At 40.6% G+C, this 18,769-nt stretch carries 20 protein-coding genes, 1 tRNA gene and 1 riboswitch; of the genes, 14 read left to right on the top strand and 7 right to left on the bottom strand.

Features of this window, described 5'->3' with window-relative positions; all coding sequences use genetic code 11:
• The first annotated feature begins 8 nt into the window (after positions 1 to 8).
• Positions 9 to 1,817 (top strand): glycoside hydrolase family 13 protein, encoded by a 1,809-nt coding sequence (locus R8925_RS01295; RefSeq protein ID WP_430534124.1) that lies wholly within the window; start codon positions 9 to 11, stop codon positions 1,815 to 1,817.
• Positions 1,818 to 1,861: 44 nt separating this feature from the next.
• On the opposite strand, the gene R8925_RS01290 is transcribed toward R8925_RS01295, so the two are convergent.
• The 4 genes from R8925_RS01290 to R8925_RS01275 all read right to left on the bottom strand — a co-directional run bounded on the left by R8925_RS01290 (position 1,862) and on the right by R8925_RS01275 (position 5,164).
• Positions 1,862 to 2,422, bottom strand: coding sequence for an isochorismatase family protein (locus R8925_RS01290; RefSeq protein WP_430534123.1), 561 nt, complete (start codon positions 2,420 to 2,422; stop codon positions 1,862 to 1,864).
• A gap of 2 nt (positions 2,423 to 2,424) precedes the next feature.
• A complete protein-coding gene (locus tag R8925_RS01285) occupies positions 2,425 to 3,636 on the bottom strand; it encodes a multidrug efflux MFS transporter (protein ID WP_430534122.1) in 1,212 nt (403 codons plus the stop codon).
• 82 nt (positions 3,637 to 3,718) lie between these two features.
• Positions 3,719 to 4,543, bottom strand: coding sequence for a helix-turn-helix domain-containing protein (locus tag R8925_RS01280; RefSeq protein WP_430534121.1), 825 nt, complete (start codon positions 4,541 to 4,543; stop codon positions 3,719 to 3,721).
• A 9-nt stretch (positions 4,544 to 4,552) separates the two neighbouring features.
• Entirely contained in the window at positions 4,553 to 5,164 is a 612-nt protein-coding gene (locus R8925_RS01275) for a TVP38/TMEM64 family protein (RefSeq protein WP_430534145.1), read from the bottom strand.
• A gap of 328 nt (positions 5,165 to 5,492) precedes the next feature.
• Between R8925_RS01275 and R8925_RS01270 the strand changes: the two genes are divergently transcribed.
• The 4 genes from R8925_RS01270 to nfsA all read left to right on the top strand — a co-directional run bounded on the left by R8925_RS01270 (position 5,493) and on the right by nfsA (position 8,241).
• Positions 5,493 to 5,563 (top strand) — tRNA-Gly (locus tag R8925_RS01270).
• 288 nt (positions 5,564 to 5,851) lie between these two features.
• Positions 5,852 to 6,976 carry a tRNA epoxyqueuosine(34) reductase QueG gene (gene queG / locus R8925_RS01265; protein ID WP_430534144.1) on the top strand — a complete coding sequence of 375 codons (1,125 nt, stop codon included), beginning with the start codon at positions 5,852 to 5,854 and terminating at the stop codon, positions 6,974 to 6,976.
• Positions 6,977 to 6,981: 5 nt separating this feature from the next.
• Positions 6,982 to 7,491 (top strand): tRNA (uridine(34)/cytosine(34)/5-carboxymethylaminomethyluridine(34)-2'-O)-methyltransferase TrmL, encoded by a 510-nt coding sequence (gene trmL / locus R8925_RS01260; RefSeq protein ID WP_430534120.1) that lies wholly within the window; start codon positions 6,982 to 6,984, stop codon positions 7,489 to 7,491.
• Between the two features lie 12 nt (positions 7,492 to 7,503).
• On the top strand, positions 7,504 to 8,241 hold the full coding sequence (gene nfsA / locus R8925_RS01255; protein ID WP_430534119.1) for an oxygen-insensitive NADPH nitroreductase: 738 nt from the start codon (positions 7,504 to 7,506) through the stop codon (positions 8,239 to 8,241).
• A gap of 36 nt (positions 8,242 to 8,277) precedes the next feature.
• On the opposite strand, the gene R8925_RS01250 is transcribed toward nfsA, so the two are convergent.
• The 3 genes from R8925_RS01250 to R8925_RS01240 all read right to left on the bottom strand — a co-directional run bounded on the left by R8925_RS01250 (position 8,278) and on the right by R8925_RS01240 (position 10,001).
• Positions 8,278 to 8,751, bottom strand: coding sequence for a low molecular weight protein-tyrosine-phosphatase (locus R8925_RS01250; RefSeq protein WP_430534118.1), 474 nt, complete (start codon positions 8,749 to 8,751; stop codon positions 8,278 to 8,280).
• Position 8,752: 1 nt separating this feature from the next.
• Positions 8,753 to 9,490, bottom strand: coding sequence for an SMI1/KNR4 family protein (locus R8925_RS01245; protein WP_430534117.1), 738 nt, complete (start codon positions 9,488 to 9,490; stop codon positions 8,753 to 8,755).
• Positions 9,491 to 9,575: 85 nt separating this feature from the next.
• Positions 9,576 to 10,001, bottom strand: a complete 426-nt coding sequence (locus R8925_RS01240; RefSeq protein WP_430534116.1) for an Rrf2 family transcriptional regulator — start codon at positions 9,999 to 10,001, stop codon at positions 9,576 to 9,578.
• A gap of 177 nt (positions 10,002 to 10,178) precedes the next feature.
• Between R8925_RS01240 and R8925_RS01235 the strand changes: the two genes are divergently transcribed.
• The 9 genes from R8925_RS01235 to R8925_RS01195 all read left to right on the top strand — a co-directional run bounded on the left by R8925_RS01235 (position 10,179) and on the right by R8925_RS01195 (position 18,739).
• Entirely contained in the window at positions 10,179 to 10,652 is a 474-nt protein-coding gene (locus R8925_RS01235) for a Dps family protein (protein ID WP_036069893.1), read from the top strand.
• Positions 10,653 to 10,825: 173 nt separating this feature from the next.
• The gene (locus R8925_RS01230; protein ID WP_430534115.1) at positions 10,826 to 11,128 is read left to right on the top strand and encodes a HesB/YadR/YfhF family protein; all 303 of its coding nucleotides are present in this window, start codon (positions 10,826 to 10,828) and stop codon (positions 11,126 to 11,128) included.
• 213 nt (positions 11,129 to 11,341) lie between these two features.
• Positions 11,342 to 12,454 (top strand): MBL fold metallo-hydrolase, encoded by a 1,113-nt coding sequence (locus R8925_RS01225; RefSeq protein ID WP_430534143.1) that lies wholly within the window; start codon positions 11,342 to 11,344, stop codon positions 12,452 to 12,454.
• A gap of 7 nt (positions 12,455 to 12,461) precedes the next feature.
• Entirely contained in the window at positions 12,462 to 12,692 is a 231-nt protein-coding gene (locus R8925_RS01220; RefSeq protein ID WP_430534114.1) for a DUF3006 domain-containing protein, read from the top strand.
• Positions 12,693 to 12,762: 70 nt separating this feature from the next.
• Positions 12,763 to 12,872, top strand: a riboswitch (SAM riboswitch).
• 127 nt (positions 12,873 to 12,999) lie between these two features.
• The gene (locus R8925_RS01215) at positions 13,000 to 14,031 is read left to right on the top strand and encodes a methionine ABC transporter ATP-binding protein (protein ID WP_430534113.1); all 1,032 of its coding nucleotides are present in this window, start codon (positions 13,000 to 13,002) and stop codon (positions 14,029 to 14,031) included.
• Complete coding sequence (locus R8925_RS01210; protein WP_430534112.1) at positions 14,015 to 14,665, top strand: methionine ABC transporter permease; 651 nt, start codon at positions 14,015 to 14,017, stop codon at positions 14,663 to 14,665. The genes R8925_RS01215 and R8925_RS01210 overlap by 17 nt, the downstream gene beginning before the upstream one ends.
• 214 nt (positions 14,666 to 14,879) lie before the next feature.
• Positions 14,880 to 15,734: a MetQ/NlpA family ABC transporter substrate-binding protein gene (locus R8925_RS01205; protein ID WP_430534111.1), complete on the top strand. Its 855-nt coding sequence runs from the start codon at positions 14,880 to 14,882 to the stop codon at positions 15,732 to 15,734.
• Between the two features lie 24 nt (positions 15,735 to 15,758).
• Positions 15,759 to 16,952 (top strand): M20 family metallopeptidase, encoded by a 1,194-nt coding sequence (locus R8925_RS01200; protein ID WP_430534110.1) that lies wholly within the window; start codon positions 15,759 to 15,761, stop codon positions 16,950 to 16,952.
• Positions 16,953 to 17,101: 149 nt separating this feature from the next.
• Positions 17,102 to 18,739: a peptide ABC transporter substrate-binding protein gene (locus R8925_RS01195; RefSeq protein WP_430534109.1), complete on the top strand. Its 1,638-nt coding sequence runs from the start codon at positions 17,102 to 17,104 to the stop codon at positions 18,737 to 18,739.
• The last annotated feature ends 30 nt before the right edge of the window (positions 18,740 to 18,769 follow it).

The raw sequence follows: 18,769 nt of genomic DNA, 5'->3' as shown, positions 1-18,769 counted from the left end.
TTTAACCAGTGGCAGAAGTAGTCTTATTTGATTCATGGAATGAGCTTTACAAACGACCTTTTGGCGCAGTGAACGCGAGCGCGACGATTGATTTTCGAATCGATGTCGCGCTTCCTTATGTTTCCAAAGTGGAGCTTAAAATTCACAAAGATGGCATGGAGGAGCAGAGTTTTGAGATGAGTCATTCGCAAAGCAATGCTTATCAGGTTTCCTTCCAGCCATATGCGGCGACGGGACTTTATTTTTATTATTTTAAAATTGAGCAGAATTTCGATACACAAACGCGAACAACGTATTATTTTAATAATCCTGATTTATATGGTGGCAAAGGATTTTTTACGGAAAATTACGATGATATTCGGACGTATCAACTGACTTGTTTTGAGTATGCGGATAAGGCACCGGAATGGTATCAGGATGCGGTTTTTTATCATATTTTTGTGGATCGCTTTTTCAATGCGGACGATCATGTGCGTGCGCCGAAGCCGGATTCATTTATTTATGCAAAATCGGAGGATACGCCTTACTACATTAAAAATGCGAATGGCGAGATTGTACGTTGGGAGTTTTTTGGTGGAAATTTGGATGGGATCACACAGAAGTTAACATATTTGAAAGAGCTTGGGATTTCAGGGCTCTATTTAAGTCCGATTTTTGAGGCGAAGAGTAATCATAAATACGATACGTCAGATTATAAGAAAATTGATCCGATGTTTGGCGATGAATCGATTTTAGCAGATTTAATTCGTAAGGCTGGCGAGATGGGAATGCGGGTCATTTTGGATGGTGTTTTCAATCATGTCGGTGAAGACAGTGTCTATTTTAATAAATACGGTAATTTTGAATCGGTTGGGGCTTATCAAAGTGTAACTTCACCGTATTATTCTTGGTTTACATTCCATCAGTTTCCAAATCAATACGATGCTTGGTGGGGCGTTAGTAATTTGCCTGTTGTGAATAAGCAAAATGCAGCTTTTCAACGGTTGATTTACGGTGAGCCAGATAGTGTTATCGATTATTGGACATCGCAGGGAATTGCCGGTTGGCGACTAGACGTTGCAGATGAGCTTCCCGATGACTTTATCGGTGGTATTCGCGAAACCTTGATGAAGTATCCCGACCGTGTGCTAATCGGGGAAGTTTGGGAAGATGCTTCTAATAAGATTGCATATGATAAGCGGCGCCATTATCTGGAAGGTGGCATGTTGCAAGGGGTGATGAATTATCCATTCCGCCAAATGATTATTGATTTGCTCAATGGTAGTTTGACGGCGAAACAGACGGCGCAAAAAATGATGGCGCTAAAAGAGAATTATCCAGTAGAAGCATTGCAAGCGAACTTGAATAATATTGGAACGCACGATACGCCAAGGATTTTCACGGTATTGTCAGAAAGTAAAGCCAAGTTGCGGTTGGCCATTTACATATTGATGAATTTACCAGGTGTGCCATGTGTGTATTACGGGGATGAGTCCGGGCTTACAGGCGGTGCAGATCCTGATAATCGTAAATTTTATCCGTGGGGACGCGAGGATGCAGAGATTAGTGAGTTTTTCCATGAGGCGATTATGTTGCGAAATCGGAATGAAGCGTTGCGAAGGGGGCAGTATCATCCGTTCTCACTAGGTAAGTTGTTTGGCATCATTCGTTATATTGATGAAGCTAACTGGCATATTTTTGTGATGAATCCAACAGGCCAAGAACAACAAGTCGATTCGAAGACGATTTATCCAGAGCGTGACGATTGGCTGCCATTATTGGAATCCGCGGCTATTCATGAATGTGTGATTGCGCCATATGGATTTTTTTTCGCATAATAAAAGAGAAGCTATGGCATTTTTTCGTAGCTTCTCTTTATATATTATAAATATGAAATGACTTCTGCGCTAGATCGTATTTTGCCGAGTCGTGGAAAAATAGTTTGGCAAGTGTATGCGTGCATTTCTTTCGTTGCGGCCCCCATCACATCTTCCACGAAAATTTGATTATATCCAAGTTGGAAAGCTTCGCGTGCCGTTGTATCCACGCCAATCCCTGTAGAAACACCGCCTAGAACAATGGTATCGATACCGCGACGACGCAATTGCAAATCAAGATCAGTGCCATGAAACGCGCCCCATTGCCGCTTTGTCATCGTATATGTTCCATCGATTCCAGCTATTTCTGGAACAATCAAATCCCAACCTTCTGGATACGCCATGTTGTTTTGTTCCATATCAGTGACGGGGCTTAGCATATCTTTTCCATCCAATGTCGAAACCCGTACCAATACAACAAAGCCACCTTTTGTGACAAAATTTTGGACTAAATCCCGAGAACGTTCAATAATAGCTTCGGGTGTGTGCGGCAAACTGTTTCGTCCGATAATTCCATTTTGTAAATCGATTAAGACAAGTGCTGTTTTGTTGATTTGTAAATTCATTTTTAGTGCTCCTTTAATAATTGATTTTGAGTATTGAGCTTTTTGTAAACTTTAAAATAAACCCAGGTAGCATTCGTTAAAAGTAAGGCGCTTGTGATGAAAAAAACGTATTGGATGCCTAAAAATGCAGCAATCTGTCCACCAAAAACCGAACCAGCAAAAATCCCCAAATATCCAGCTGAATTTGTAATTCCAAAAACACGACCAGTGAACTCAGGTGGCGTCATTTTTTTTATCAAAATATTGACGGAAGGATTGAGGCCGGCGATGGCGAGCCCTAAAATAAAGCGCAATGCAATCAGTTCCCAGGGATGACTTACAAAAGCTTGAGGAATGAAAACGATACCGGCGACAATTAATGCGATGAAAATAACGCGCTGTGCACCGATTCTATCTGATAGTTTTCCAAGTCGTGGGGCTGCCATGATGCTCGCTAGTCCAGAGGCAGAGAATGCGAGCCCTGAAAGTAATGCGATATGCGATGCGCCAGCAGATAGTTGCTGCATGTAAACCGTGATGATTGGCTCCACAGAATAGAGCGCTAGTGTCAACGTGAAGAATGTGACGAACATTGTCAAAATAAAACTTTTATTCGGGAGAGCCCGCCAGACTTCTTTCGTAGTTCGAACCTTCTTAGCTGATTTCGCAAAATTTTCTTTTACGAACAGTGCAGTTAGAGCAAAAGCTACAAATAGAAGGCCACCAGTCATGAAAAAGACGTTTTGCAAACCAAAATGTTCGGCAATAAGACCACCAACAAGGGGCCCAAGCAATGAACCTGTAATCGCTCCGGTAGAAAGTGTTCCTAGAGCCCAACCCGCGTGCGATTCATCTGTTTGTGTAGCAATCAGAGCCGTACAAGCTGTCGCAAAACCAGTTATAACGCCTTGCAAAGTCCGTAGCGCCATCAATTCATATACATTGTGCGTAAAACCCATGCAACCAATAATAATCGCCATGCCAAAACTGGCGCGTAATAGCATCGGCTTACGTCCAAATCTATCCGCTGCCTGCCCCCAAATCGGCGAAAAAATAGCAGACATAATGAACGTAATCCCAAAAGTCAAACCAGCCAATTGAGCCACATGTGCCGCATTATCAACGCCAAGGTGCTTTATGTAGAGCGGTAAAACAGGAGCAATTTGACTCATCCCGATGCTGGTCACAAATGTACCAAACCAACAAACAATTAAATTTCGCTTCCAAATCGGCATGTATTCGCCATCTCCTTTTGCTATCCTTAGACGATAACGACCTCATTATAAGTTAGGAAAGACTAATAAACCATGCACAATTTTAAAAACCATGGATATTTCTATTATAATATTCTTTTGGGCTAACTCCTTCAATTTGCTTAAAAAGCCGACTAAAATAAAATTCATCACTAAAACCAAGCTGTGCTGAGATAGCTTTTACTTTTTTCGTGCCACCCAACATTAATTCTTTTGCCGCATCGATTTTAATTTTGTTGAAAAAAGCAATGATAGGATAGCCAGTCGTTTCCTTGAAAATTCGAGATAAGTAAGTGGGGGATAGTTGTACGAGGTTTGCTAATTCGGTGAGTGTGACACTTTGTTCAACATGAAGTTGCATGTAAGCGATGACTTTTTCAATTTTTAAGCTGGTTGCATAGTTTTTATGCTGTGTACGTAGATTTTGATCAATCGCGAGTAGTAATTGTTGTAAATATGTTTTAGCCGTAAACTCAAAGCCAGGTAGCTTCGTATGCCAAATAGTTACCAACTTCTCGAATATTTCATAAACCACATAATAATCGTGAAGCTCTGAAATTGGCGGTAACGTGAGGTTTTCTTGCTCCGGCTTAATCGACCAACCAGCATCCCTAAAATTAACGCGCGCATAACTAAAATGAACAGTAAAAAGAAAAGCCGGTTGCCCCGTACTCGTCTCAATGGTATGTTGAACATTTGCTGGAATATAGAACAGCATGCCCTCATGAAATTTTACAGTTTTATCGGCAATTCGATACGTACCGGTTCCGCCAATAACTAGAATTAGTTCGTGATGTTGCAATGTCCGCGCCAATTTCTTCGTTAATTTCAGCCCCGAACCACTGCCGTTGCAATAATGAATATGAAAAAATAGTTCGTGTATACCCATTTTGTCCTCCTAAACACTGCGTTTCTTTTTTGAGCCCATCCAGCGCTCTAAACGCTTGCCGATGAACCATAAAACAATGACGATTCCAATCAAAATAAGCAGTTTCACCGGATGTTGCATAATATCTTGCAAATCATAACCAATATAACTAATAGCGAAGACCTTAATTACTTTACCGCCAATAAGTGCCATCAAAAACTGAAAAAAGCGAATTTCCGATAAGGCAGCTACAACATTGACCGCAGAAGAAGGCGTAAATGGCATCACAAGCAAGATAAAAATCGGACCAAATCCATGTTCATCAATCCAATTCATGACCTTACGAACATGCGGATGATGCGTAATGAAACGCAAAAATCGCATCTGGCCGAATCGTCGCACAATCCAGAAAACACATAAGCTTCCGAGAATTGCAGCTGTACACGAAATCAAAAAGCCCCAAAACAACCCATATGCGCTCACGTTAACAATGACAAACAGTGAGAATGGCAAGAAAGGTAGGAAAGCCTCGATAAATGGTAAGAAAAATGCCAATAACGGACCAAAAGCACGATACGAATTCATCCATTGCATCACATTATCATACGAGAAAAACTCTTTCATTGAATTATACCAGTCCATCATAGTCAACCCACCCAATTCATTTTTTATTATTTTCTCACATTACCCTTTAAAATGCATTTCTAAGCTATCAAAAGCGCATAAAAAGCATAGTGCTAGGTAAACATGCAAAGTGGTTATCCTTGATTCCATCATAAATTCAGTAGGAAGCAATGACAGTCAAGTTTTATATCATATTGAAATTGAAAATAAATCTACTAAATTCCAAAAAATAGACCAAAATGCTTTTTACCCGAAAATAATAAAAAAACTTTAAAAAAACCCTTGCCAAAGATAATTAGTAGTGATATTATATTAATTGTTGCTAGAACAACTTGTTCTAAACTATGCGGGTGTAGTTTAGTGGTAAAACTACAGCCTTCCAAGCTGTTGTCGTGAGTTCGATTCTCATCACCCGCTCTTAAAATGTTATCAACGCAGTGTTTCGAACTTTATAAGCGAAGCATTGCGTTTTATTTTACCCTAAAAGCTGAAATGGCCCGTTCAGCTCCGAAAAAACTGGAGTGGCCGCAGTAAAAATCCTCTTTTGATTTTTATGGAGGGCGTGAAGTTTTCGAGGAGTTGGCCGTTGAGGCTAGATTCGGAGGCGCGAAACTTGATGCCAAACTCTGCATGGGCGGACATGATTTAGCGCTAGACTTTGTTATTAATTTATGAACTGAGGTGCAAGCCTTGCAAAATATAGATATGAACCAATTAAAACGAGACATCATCGATTATGCAGCTGAAATAGGTATTCAAAAAATAGGATTTGCTTCGGCTGATCCTTTTTTGGAATTGAAAACACGGTTGGAAGTTGCCGCAAAGGAGGATGTCTTAACGGGTTTTGAGCATCCTAATATCGATGAGCGCGTTTTTCCTGAACGCATTTTTAATGAGCCGCGGTCAATTATTGCCATCGCACTTGCGTATCCATCTAAAATGAAGAATGAGCCTGTGAGTAAGAAAGAAGCGCGACGTGGTGTTTTTTCTCGAGCTTCTTGGGGGACTGATTATCATACAATACTTCGTGAAAAACTGGCCTTACTGGAAACTTTTATCGAAAAACGTGTTCCAGAAGCTCGTTTTAAATCAATGGTTGATACGGGTGAGTTTTCAGATGTTGCAGTGGCGGAACGGGCTGGACTCGGCTGGCGTGGCAAGAATACGCTTTTGATTACACCAAAGTTTGGCTCGTTTGTTTATTTGGGTGAGACCTTGACGAATCTGCCATTAGCGCCGGATAAACCGATGGTAGATTTGTGTGGCGATTGTAATAAGTGCGTGGAAGCCTGTCCTACAGGGAGTTTACTAGGAGAAGGCAAGATGAATCCAAAAATTTGTCTTAGCTATCTGAGCCAAACGAAAGGTTTTTTGGATGAAAAATATCGTGCTGTGCTACATAATCGACTATACGGTTGCGATACGTGTCAGGTAGTTTGTCCATATAACAGAGGGCATGATTTCCATTTTCATGAGGCGATGGAGCCTAATCCCGAGCTAGTAAAACCTGAGCTAAAACCGCTGTTGTCAATCTCAAATAAGGAATTTAAGGAGAAATTTGGACCGATGGCAGGCTCGTGGCGTGGTAAAAAGCCAATTCAACGGAATGCGATTATTGTATTGGCGCGATACAAGGATAAAACGGCTGTGCCAGAACTAATTCGCTGTATGAAGGAAGACCCTCGCCCAGTGATTAGAGGAACAGCAGCTTGGGCGCTTGGCAAAATTGGTGGAGGGGAAGCTGAACTTGCTCTGCTGGAAGCACATGACGATGACGCGGAAGTTTTAGCAGAAATAACACAGGCAAAGAATTTAATAGGAGTAAGGTGAAGAATTTGGCAAATCACATTGTGCTTTATCAACCGGAAATACCGGCAAATACAGGGAACATTTCGAGAACATGTGCAGGGACAGATACGTATTTACATTTGATTCGTCCGCTCGGTTTTTCAACGGATGACAAAATGCTAAAACGTGCAGGACTTGATTATTGGGATCATGTGAAATTGAAATATTATGACTCAATTGAGGAGTTTTTTGAAGTGAATGCAGGTGGCGAATTTTATTTTATTACAAAATTTGGACGTCATTTATATAGTGATGTGGACTACCAAGATATAGATAAGGATTATTTCTTTATTTTTGGGAAGGAAACGACTGGACTTCCAGATGAGATTTTAGAGGCACATGAGGATACGTGTTTGCGAATCCCGATGACGGATCACATTCGGTCGCTTAATTTATCTAATACAGCAGCGATTTTGATTTATGAATGTTTACGACAACAACAATTTGGTGCGCTGGATCAGATGCCACACTATGAGCGTAAAATTTTTAAAGATTAGGGGATGAATCGAATGAACGAAACAATTGAAGGGATTTTGAGTCACTATTCGGTGCGCGATTTCACAGATCAAGCATTGACGGAAAACGAGATTGCTTTACTAGTAAAAAGCGCCCAGGCGGCCTCTACATCGAGTTTTGTGCAAGCCTATTCTATCATAGGCGTTTCGGATAAAAAACTGCGAGAAGAGCTTTCTGTGATTGCTGGAAGACAAGATTATGTCGTGAAGACGGGACAATTCTTCGTTTTTATTGCAGACTTATCGCGCCATTATGAGATTGGAAAGGCGCGCGGTGTAGATACAGAATCATTATCATCTGTGGAGCGCTTTCTTGTGGCAACAGTCGACGCAACGCTTGCGGCTCAAAACATGGCGATTGCTGCTGAATCAATGGGGCTAGGTATTTGTTATATCGGTGGAATCCGGAACAACCTTGCAAAAGTGTCTGAATTACTACATATTCCTGATTACGCAACACCATTATTTGGTCTAACAGTTGGACATCCTACAACGAGTTCCGAGCCGAAACCCCGATTTTCAGCGGATATAGTTTACCATGAAAATCAATATCAACCACAAAATATGGAAGACTTTAAAAAATATGATGCAACTATTCGCGATTATTATGAAGCAAGAACGGGCGGTAAACGGGTAGAAGGTTGGACCGACCAAATTGAACGTGGTTTACGACATACAACAAGACAAGACATCAAAGCGTTTCTTGCAAGTAAAAATTTAGGAACAAAATAAGTAAAAACGACGATTCGGGCTGAATCGTCGTTTTTACTACATATCAAATTTTTCACGAATTGCACGTAAAAGCCCATCACAACCAGCACTAACAAGCCTTTCTGTTTCATCAAAATTCCCAGTGTAATAAGGATCTGGCACATCAGATTGCGCTTCATCCTGCGCAAAATCCATCAGTTTTTTCAGTACGACCGTGCTATCTGCGGGTTGCAAAGCCTCCAAATCCTGCATATTGGATTTGTCCATCCCAATCACATAATCGAAATCATCAAAATCATCTGCACCTATCAGTCGAGCCCGCATTTGTGAATAATCAATCCCATGCTTCGTCAAAACTTGTTGCGTTCCGCGATGTGGCGGGTTTCCTAAATTCCAATTACCCGTCGCCGCAGAATCAACCCGAATTTGATCTGTCAAGCCAGCAGCATCGATCTTCGCACGAAACATACCCTCTGCCATTGGGGACCTGCAAATATTCCCTAAACATACAAACAATACACGAACTACCATCTTAATCCTCCCATTCCTTCCGTAACTCAGCAACCTTTTCTGGCCAAAAATGCTGAGATTCCAACCATTGTAGCATGCTATCGACACGTTTTGCATCCAATTTTCGTCTGAAATAATAAATCTGATTCTCCAGCAACTCTATACCAGCTTGCCGATACGGCGCCTCCTCTGAATGAAGCAAGCCATCAATCTGCGTCAAATACCAATTCTTTGCTGCATAATCTTCCAACAACTGCAAAATTTCCAGTGTCTTTTTCACATTCGCCATCGCCAACATCTGTTCCAATTTCTCAAGTGGATAATCCGGCACAAAATTCATATTAAAAGGAGAAAAATAAAGCATCCCGAGAAATCGCTCAAAATTCTCTGCGACAACAAGCGTTTGCAACGTCTCAAAGTCTACATAAATCACGCTAGGCTCTGTCGTCTGATAATCCAACCCGATATAGCGATGCCCATCTTGATGAAAATAAATTTGAGTACCAGGCAACTCCACATCTTGCTCCTCTTGAATATGATGCTTCAAATCATTGAGTCCAGCAATAGTATAAATTTCTGCGTCTGCCAAACCATACGATGTCGGCTCTGCTACTGGAAAATGGTTTTTTGCAAGTATTCCACCGTTGTGAACACGTAGCAAATCTTTGTAAGCGGCTGGTAAAAATAGATTATGGACCTTCTCCCAAGTCGCCATTTCACTATCCACAACCGGCCTGTTCCCACACAACCAAATAGCCATTCGATTCACCCCTTTTTACTTCCTAGTATAAAAAAAAGAATCATTTTTGACGCACCATAACATCAAAAATGATTCTAGTGCTATGCTACGGTAATTCAGCTTTAATCGCCTCAACAACATCTGCCAACGTTTTCTCAGCCAACACTTGCTCCATAGCTGTTTGCGCATCAAGTAATGTTTGTTCCATCGCTCCTTGAATATGAGCACCTACTTCACAATTTGGATTAGGACTTTCGTGAAATTGAAACAATTCGCCATCCTCGACACTATCGACAGCTTTATAAACTTCCAATAATGTAATCTCCCAAAGCGGTTTTAAAAGTGTGGCTCCGCCAGTTCCAGCTTTGACTGCTATTAGCCCAGCTTTTTTTAACTGTCCACTAATCCGTCGAATGACCACAGGGTTCGTATTCACACTTTCTGCAATTCGGTCAGAGGTTAATGGTGGCTCTTGTGTAGCAACTAATGATAAAATATGAGTAGCAACTGTAAAGCGACTACTTATTTTCATCGCAACCAACTCCTTTGTAACCATTTTAGTTACAAAGTTAGAAGATGTCAACTATGTTTAAATGGAGTTATTATGGCATGTTCGATTGTGAGATAAAGCACGATTGGACAAATCATAAAAATTAGTTTATAATTATTATTATATAATAGTTATTATAAATAAGGAGGAGAATAATAAATGAAAACAATTAATTCAGTAGACACAAAAGAATTTTTAAACCATCAGGTGGCTAACCTAAACGTATTTACGGTGAAAATTCACCAAATCCACTGGTTCATGCGTGGACATAATTTCTTCACACTACACGAAAAAATGGATGACTTGTACAGCGAGTTTGGTGAGCAAATGGATGAAGTAGCAGAACGCTTATTAGCAATTGGTGGCGCGCCATTTTCAACACTAAAAGAGTTCTCAGAAAATGCAAGTGTCGAAGAAGCACCATACACAAAACCAAAAACAATCGAGCAGTTCATGGGAGACCTTGTCAGCACATTAGAATTGTTACGCGACGAATATCAACAAGGTATTGAACTAACAGGAAAAGAAGGCGATGATGTAACACAAGACATGCTTATCGGCTTCAAAGCATCGATTGACAAACATATTTGGATGTTCCAAGCATTCTTAGGAAAAGGCCCTTTGGAAAAATAATGATTTTAAAATAAAGAGTCTGCTGAACGCGGGCTCTTTATTTTTCAAAAAAGAAGTTTAACTTTTCGGAAAAAGTGGTACATACAATTATCAACTGTAAGCAAAAAACATGCGAAATGAGTAGATATCTGCTATTCTTGCAGTAATCGAAATAGGGAAGAGGAGTGATGACAATGCAAATCGAAGTAAGCGATCAAGCACAACATTGGTTCAGAAATGAGTTTAATACGACGGACGGTAATGGAATTAGACTATTCGCAAAATATGGTGGCTCTAACAGTTCCCTACATCCTGGGTTCTCTATCGGGTTAGTAGCTGAGAAACCGACAGAAATGGCATTGCAACACCAAATTGGCGATATTTTATTCTATGTTGAGGATCATGACTATTGGTACTTTAAAGACCATGATTGGATTATTGATTACAATCCGAAGAGCGAAGAAGTATCGTTCAAGTTCTTTGAGAAAGTAAAATAACTAAATGCGTGAGACGAAACTAAAAATAAGCAGATAAAATAAAGTAAGAGTCTTTGTATAAAACCATGTAAGAAAATGGTGCATATAAAGATTCTTGCTTATTTTCATTTTCGGGTCGTGTTTTATCTTTCCTAATCTCCCAACTTCTCGACAAAGTATTTACTCAGAGGGACGATTCTGCTATGCTAAAGTGTAGTGAATTGGGGAGTTGAGATTTTGAAAAAATTAGCAAAATGGAGCATTATTTTAGTCCTATTTATTGCTGGATGCTCGAATGGCACACAAACATCGAGCGTTACAGAAAACACACTAGAAGGCGCGAAATTTACCTTCTTTGATGTCGGGCAAGGGGATAGCACGCTTATTCAAGCGGACGATGGTACAACCGTTTTGATTGATACGGGGAGACATGACGATAATCGTATTTTGACGTATCTTGAAAAGGCGAATATCACCAAAATTGATTTGTTGTTATTGACGCACCCGCACTCAGATCATATCGGTAATGCGGATAAAGTAATCAAACAATATAAACCAAAAGAAATTTGGATGGATGGCCTCGTTTTTAATAGTTCCATTTATGAGCGCGTAATCGATGCTGCGCTAGCATCAGATGCTAAGTATAAAGAACCAAGGCGCGGTGAAAAAGCCACATTCGGCCCATTTGGAATTCAAGTTTTGAGCCCGGATAAACTTTCGGATAACGCAAACAATGACTCTATTGCGATTCGTTTAACGTACAAAGATATTGCCGCTATTTTTACTGGTGATGCTGAGAAATCGCGTGAGCGGGAAATGGTGGATAGCGGTCTTGATTTAGACGCGCAGATTCTTGATTTAGGCCACCACGGTTCGTCTACATCGAATCAACCTTATTTTTTAGATGCGGTCAAACCGGAAGTCGCGGTTTATTCTGCTGAGAAGGGCAATTCCTATGGGCATCCACATCGCGAAGTCATCCAATGGCTTAAAGATCGTGATATCAAGACATATGGAACTGATGTTGAAGGAACGGTAACAATTGAAACGGATGGCAAGCAAATTCATGTGGCAACAGAAAAATCAGGCACGCCACAACCAGGGAGCAATAATGGAAAACAAACAGCAGAAGAACCAGGAACATCAATTCCAGTACCTGAAACAATTAATATTAACACAGCAAACGCAGAAGAGTTACAATACCTTCCGAGTGTTGGGCCTGTATTAGCAGATAAGATTATTGCGGAAAGGCCGTACCGAACAATTGATGACCTGAAGAAAATAAACGGAATAGGCGATGGCATTGTTCGTCAAATTAAAGAACAAGGCAAAGCAACCGTAAAGTAGGTGAACCATGCGTAAAAAAGCAATTTTAGACCGTATCGAGGATGGGAAAGCCATTTTTCTTCTTGAGCCGGATCAGCAAATTTGGACCATCCCGCAAACGAAGTTACCTAACAATATTCATGAAGGTAGTTCCGTCCTCATCGAAGGAATGCAAATAACGCTAGATGTAAAAACAACCGCTGAAAATAAAGCGCGAATCGCGTCGAAATTAGAACAATTGCGCAACAAAAACAAATAACTTTTCCAAAAGTAGTTGACAGTATCCGAAATAAACGATATAGTTATAAAAAATAAATAACGACTTACACATTTTATCCAGAGAGGTGGAGGGATTTGGCCCTACGAAACCTCGGCAACAGATCATTTTTGATACTGTGCCAATTCCAACAAGCATTTCATTTTGCTTGGTAGATAAGATGAGACGACGAAGACTGCATTAATATGACTGTATAATTATTCGGTACATAGATGTTTGGACTAGGATCTCCTCTTATTCACTTAAGGGGAGATTTTTTTGTGTTAAGGCAACAAAGGGAGTGAATAGGATGATTGAATTCAAAAATGTAACAAAAACCTTCAAAAGTGGAGGCAAAGAAGTAACCGCATTAGAAGGTGTTAGCTTGACGATTGAAAAAGGCGACATATTTGGTGTTGTCGGTTTCAGTGGTGCTGGGAAAAGTACGTTGATTCGCACTGTGAATTTGCTTGAACGCCCCACAAAAGGCTCTGTAACTGTAGCAAGAACGGATTTAACGACATTGAAGCCTAAAGAACTTCGAGCAGAGCGAAAAAAGATTGGCATGATTTTTCAGCATTTTAATTTATTAAATTCCAAAACGGTTTTCGATAACATCGCGATACCACTAGCACTGATTCATACAAATCGAAAAGAACGAGAAAAAAGGGTACTGGAGTTGCTTCATTTTGTTGGCTTAGCAGATAAAGCAAAAAACTATCCCGATCAATTATCAGGTGGACAAAAGCAGCGTATTGGAATTGCACGAGCGCTCGCGACAAACCCAGATGTATTATTATGTGATGAGGCAACAAGCGCGCTAGATCCGGAAACAACAGGCGCGATTCTTGAACTGCTGCAAAAAATCAATAAAGAATACAATATTACAATCCTGCTTATCACGCATGAAATGTCGGTGATTCGTGAAATTTGTAATCGAGTAGCGGTTATGGAAGGTGGTCAAGTTATTGAAGAAGGCAAAGTATTCGATATTTTCTCAAATCCGCAGTCTCAAACTGCAAAAAACTTTGTCAAAACAGTTATCAATGACGACATCCCGGCGAGCGCTTGGAAGCTGATTCAGACCCATAATGCGACTGTTTGGAAATTTACATTTGTGGGTGAATCCTCAGGAAATCCACTACTCTCTAATATTGCGAAACAATTCGACGTCAATGTCAGCGTTTTAAGTGGGAATATTTCTGAAATTCAATCAATCGCTTTTGGTTATATGATTGTAGAAGTTACGGGTGAGGCTGAGGAAATAGCGAGAGCATTCGCCTATGCAACAACACAAAATGTCAAATTAGAGGAGGTTGGAGCAAATGGAAGTAACGTCTGAACAATTAAGCACAGCATTTATTGAAACGCTCTATATGGTTACTTGGTCGCTCTTGTTTGCCTGCCTTATTGGTATTCCACTTGGGGTTCTACTCGTTGTCACCCGAAAAGGTCATATTTTGCAAAATACGCTAATCTTTAATATTTTGAATCCGATTATTAATATTTTGCGTTCTGTCCCGTTCATCATTCTACTAGTGGCATTGATTCCTGTCACCCGCTTTATCGTTGATTCAAGCATTGGCGTCAAAGCAGCGATTGTCCCACTTGTTTTCTATGCTGGGCCTTATATTGCAAGACTTGTTGAAAACTCGCTTTTAGAGGTGGATCAGGGAATTATCGAGGCAGCTCAAGCAATGGGCGCAAATGCTTGGCAAATTATCTGGCGCTTTATGCTACCAGAAGGACTGAGCTCACTAGTTTTAACACTAACTACTGCGACAATTGGACTTGTAGGCGCTACTGCAATGGCGGGGGTTGTTGGAGCTGGCGGAATTGGGAACTTGGCGATTACCTATGGATATCAGCGTTATGATAACATTACGATGCTTGTTACAGTTATTATTTTGGTCGTTATTGTCCAGAGTGTTCAGTCTTTAGGGAACTTCATTTCTCGCAAAATTCGTCGCCGCTAGTGCCGGCGACGGCGAGAAAGGCTCATCTTCGCCGTTAAAGCCTGTGCTACGGTGCTCATGTACAGGTCGTACATTCCGCTCGTTGCTCGGATTTGCCTAGAATCTAAGCCTTTCTCGCCACCGCCTCGTTTGGTTGCTTAGTCAAAAAAGACTAGAAAATACGATTTTAAAGAATATAATAAATAAAACAAATAAAAATAAGGGAGTTTTTTGGATGAAGAAATTAATTTTAGTTTTAACGTTGGTATTGTTGGCTATTGTTGCTACTGCTTGTGGTGGTGGGGATGAGAAGGCTAGTGGAGATGAGAAGAACTTGGTGATTGGTGTCAGCGCTGGGGATCGTACATGGCCTGAAATTAAACGGATTGCTGCAAAAGACGGTATTACTATCGAATTGAAAGAGTTTAGCGACTATGTCTTGCCAAACCGCGCGCTTGCCGATGGAGACTTAGATGCGAATGCATTTCAAACAATTGCCTATTTTGACTCTTTTATTAAAGAGAATAAGTTAGATCTTGAGCCACTTGCTTCAACAGTGATTGCTCCAATGGGCGTGTATTCGAATAAAGTAAAAGACATTAAGGATATTAAAAACGGTGCAACTATTGCTGTTCCTGACGATATTACGAACTACGGTCGTGCGTTGCTGTTGCTACAAGAGGCTGGACTTATTAAATTGGTTGATGATTTTGACGGTAACGGTTCACCAGAAGCAATTAAAGAAAATCCAAAAAAGTTGGATATTAAGCCAATGGTTGCTGGTCAAATTCCGCGTGCATTAGATGATGTGGATGCTGCGACAATCAATAATGGCGTTGCTGTTGAGGCGAAACTTAATCCATTGAAAGATTCCATTTTCCTAGAGTCAGATACAGCGAAACCTTACATTAATATCATTGCTGTGCGTAAAGGTGATACAAATCGTGAAGCTTTGAAGAGAATTGTGGAAATTTATCACTCAGATGAAATGAAGAAATTTATTGAAAAAACATATAAGGGAAGCTCTATTCCGGCATTCATCCCGCTTGATGAGTTAGAAACCTACAAGGAAACTTGGTCTAAAAAATAAATTTGAAATAAGGAGGCGTTGCACATGGTACAAGCGAAACTGACATTGTCTGAGGTCATTGAAACAAATATTGATGCGAACCAAGACTTCTATATTGGTGTAAGTCACGATATTCATGATAATCCTGAAATCGGCAACGAAGAATTTTATGCAAGTGAAAAATTGGCAACGATTCTTAAAAAAGCTGGTTTCACGGTTGAGCTAGATGTAGCAGGGCACAAAACGGCTTTCCTCGCTCGAAAAAAAGCAGCTAAACAAGGCGCAACGGTTGCGTTTTTAGCAGAATATGATGCTTTACCTGGGCTTGGTCATGCATGTGGGCACAATATCATCGGTACGACAAGTGTGGCCGCTGCCATCGCGCTTGCAGAAGTTATTGAGGATATCGGCGGGGAGGTAGTTGTACTCGGGACACCAGCAGAAGAAGGTGGGCCAAACGGAAGTGCTAAAGGAAGTTTTGTGAAGCATGACCTTCTAAAAGGGATTGATGCTGCACTTATGATTCATCCTTCCAGTGATTCCGCGTTGACAACACCATCGCTTGCTGTAGACGTATTGGAATTCGAGTTTTTTGGCAAACCTGCACATTCAGCAGCAAACCCAGAGGACGGGATCAATGCTCTGGACGGCTTAATTCAGTTTTATAATGGTGTAAATGCTTTACGCCAGCATGTGACCCCAGATGTACGGATTCACGGCATTATTCTAGATGGAGGACAAGCACCTAATATTGTTCCGGATTATGCTCGTGCCCGCTTTTTCACACGTGCTGATAAACGTCGTCGTCTTGATGAAATCACTAAACGCGTGGTTCAGGTTGCAGAAGGTGCCGCGATTCAAACGGGTACTGCTTTCAAAGTAACGAATATCCAAAATGGTGTCGATGATTTCTTAATTAACAAGCAGTTTAATCGCCTATTCGCCCGTATCGCTGAGCAGCTAGATGAACCACTTATTGCAGATAGTCGCGGTATTGGTTCAACAGATGCAGGAAACATTAGCCAAGTTATTCCAACCATTCATCCGTATATCAAAATTGGCTCCAGCGATCTTGTCGGTCATACTGTAGAATTTCGCGAAGCCGCTAAATCGGTTGCTGGTGATGAAGCGCTAATCAAAGGTGCAAAACTCCTTGCATTAACCGCTTTAGAGCTCTACACGAATGAAACATTGCTAACGGATATCAAGAAAGAACATGAAGAATCAAAATCAATCTAGTCTATCAAAAAAGGAGACAGCTTAATACTTGTCTCCTTTAATGTGATAAACATTATATAATAATTCTATTAATTTAGAAAAAGGTATTTATTTTTACACCAAAATGTCGTATGATAGAAACAGTCACATAAAAAAGGGGAGTTATACATATGAAAAAAAACTATATTATTGGTCTTATTTTAATTGCTAGCATGCTTGTATTAGCAGCATGTGGTGGAGGAAAGGATACGGCAAGCGATGCATCAGACAAACAGGTTCTGCGTGTTATCGAATCCACTGAAATTCCACTCATGGATACTTCACTTGCTACAGATGGCGTTAGCTTCACCGCGATGAATCAAGTTTTTGAAGGCCTATACACGCTCGACAAAAACGATCAAATCATACCAGCTGCAGCTGAGGCAATGCCAGAAATAAGCAAGGATCAAAAAACATATACAATCAAAATTCGTGATACAGCTAAATGGTCGGATGGTTCAGACCTTACAGCCGACGATTTTATCTATGCTTGGCGCAAAGTAGTCAATCCGAAATCAGGCGCCCAGTATTCTTTCCTATATCGAGATGTCGTTGCCAATGCTAGCGATATCATTGATGGTAAAAAAGATCCAAAAGAACTAGGCGTAAAAGCACTAGATGATAAAACAATTGAAATCCAGCTAACACAAGCTGTACCATATTTCAATTCACTACTTACATTTGGTCCGTTTTATCCACAAAAGGAAGCTTACGTGACAAAAGAAGGTAAAGATTTCGCCAAAGATTCCGATCATTTACTATACAATGGTCCATTCACGATGGCGGACTGGTCAGGAACAAGTAAAAGCTGGAGTTTTATCAAAAACGATAACTACTGGGATAAGAAAAATGTCAAACTAGATCGTATCGATGTCGAAGTTGCTAAAGAACCAGGTTCAGCAGTCAATCTTTACAACACTGGGAAAGTAGATCGTGCACCATTAACCGGTGACTATGCGAGCCAATACAAAGATAATAAAGAATTCGTCGCAGAACCCGATTCCTATGTCTATTGGCTAAAATTCAATCAAAAACAGCCGGATGTTGCGAATGTCGAATTACGAAAAGCAATCGCCAAAGCCATTAATAAAGAAGCGCTGGCAGATACAGTGATTGCAAATGGGGCAACAGCAATTAACGGCGAAATTCCAAACGGTTTTGCCCAAAATCCGAAAACAGGAAAAGACTTCCGTGAAGATAGCGGCGACCACTTGGCTTATAACGTTGCAGAGGCCAAAGCTCATTTTGCCAAAGCGAAACAACAACTCGGTAAAAATGAAATTACACTTGAGTTAGTAGGAGACGATCAAGAATTTGCTAAGAAAACATTAGAATTCATCCAAAGCGAACTAGAAACAAATCTTCCTGGTCTAAAAATCAATCTTAAAACTGTACCTTATAAAAACAGGCTAGCACTTGATAAAGAACAAGATTACACCGTCCAACTTTCACGCTGGGCACCTGCATACAAAGATCCAATGACCTACATCGCAAGTTGGCAGACAGACAACAATTATAACAACATGAGCTATTCTAGCCCGACTTACGACAAACTAACAACGGATATTAGTACAACGCTCGCAACAGATCCAGAAGCTCGTTGGCAAGCAATGCTTCAAACAGAAAAAGTTCTATTAGATGACGATGCAGCCATTGCACCACTTTACCAAAACGCCACAGCAGTTCTTGAAAAACCGTATGTAAAAGGCGTAGTGAAGCATCTTTTTGGAGCACCTTATAGCTTCAGATGGGCATACATCCAAAAATAAAGAAGGAGGCAGTTTTAGCTTTTACGCTGA

Source organism: Listeria rocourtiae subsp. hofi (assembly GCF_963575615.1).
GTDB lineage: Bacteria > Bacillota > Bacilli > Lactobacillales > Listeriaceae > Listeria_A > Listeria_A hofi.
The sequence above is the reverse complement of the archived record's forward strand: the minus strand, read 5'-3'. Positions and strand labels throughout refer to the sequence as shown.

Coding starts and splice junctions, on each gene's coding strand:
- R8925_RS01200 (WP_430534110.1), top strand. CDS start 15,759: ATGGTACAAGCGAAACTGACATTGTCTGAGGTCATTGAAACAAATATT.
- R8925_RS01215 (WP_430534113.1), top strand. CDS start 13,000: ATGATTGAATTCAAAAATGTAACAAAAACCTTCAAAAGTGGAGGCAAA.
- R8925_RS01230 (WP_430534115.1), top strand. CDS start 10,826: ATGCAAATCGAAGTAAGCGATCAAGCACAACATTGGTTCAGAAATGAG.
- R8925_RS01245 (WP_430534117.1), bottom strand. CDS start 9,490: ATGGCTATTTGGTTGTGTGGGAACAGGCCGGTTGTGGATAGTGAAATG.
- queG (WP_430534144.1), top strand. CDS start 5,852: ATGAACCAATTAAAACGAGACATCATCGATTATGCAGCTGAAATAGGT.
- R8925_RS01220 (WP_430534114.1), top strand. CDS start 12,462: ATGCGTAAAAAAGCAATTTTAGACCGTATCGAGGATGGGAAAGCCATT.
- R8925_RS01240 (WP_430534116.1), bottom strand. CDS start 10,001: ATGAAAATAAGTAGTCGCTTTACAGTTGCTACTCATATTTTATCATTA.
- R8925_RS01280 (WP_430534121.1), bottom strand. CDS start 4,543: ATGGGTATACACGAACTATTTTTTCATATTCATTATTGCAACGGCAGT.
- R8925_RS01210 (WP_430534112.1), top strand. CDS start 14,015: ATGGAAGTAACGTCTGAACAATTAAGCACAGCATTTATTGAAACGCTC.
- R8925_RS01195 (WP_430534109.1), top strand. CDS start 17,102: ATGAAAAAAAACTATATTATTGGTCTTATTTTAATTGCTAGCATGCTT.
- R8925_RS01235 (WP_036069893.1), top strand. CDS start 10,179: ATGAAAACAATTAATTCAGTAGACACAAAAGAATTTTTAAACCATCAG.
- R8925_RS01290 (WP_430534123.1), bottom strand. CDS start 2,422: ATGAATTTACAAATCAACAAAACAGCACTTGTCTTAATCGATTTACAA.
- R8925_RS01205 (WP_430534111.1), top strand. CDS start 14,880: ATGAAGAAATTAATTTTAGTTTTAACGTTGGTATTGTTGGCTATTGTT.
- nfsA (WP_430534119.1), top strand. CDS start 7,504: ATGAACGAAACAATTGAAGGGATTTTGAGTCACTATTCGGTGCGCGAT.
- R8925_RS01275 (WP_430534145.1), bottom strand. CDS start 5,164: ATGGACTGGTATAATTCAATGAAAGAGTTTTTCTCGTATGATAATGTG.
- R8925_RS01285 (WP_430534122.1), bottom strand. CDS start 3,636: ATGCCGATTTGGAAGCGAAATTTAATTGTTTGTTGGTTTGGTACATTT.
- R8925_RS01250 (WP_430534118.1), bottom strand. CDS start 8,751: ATGGTAGTTCGTGTATTGTTTGTATGTTTAGGGAATATTTGCAGGTCC.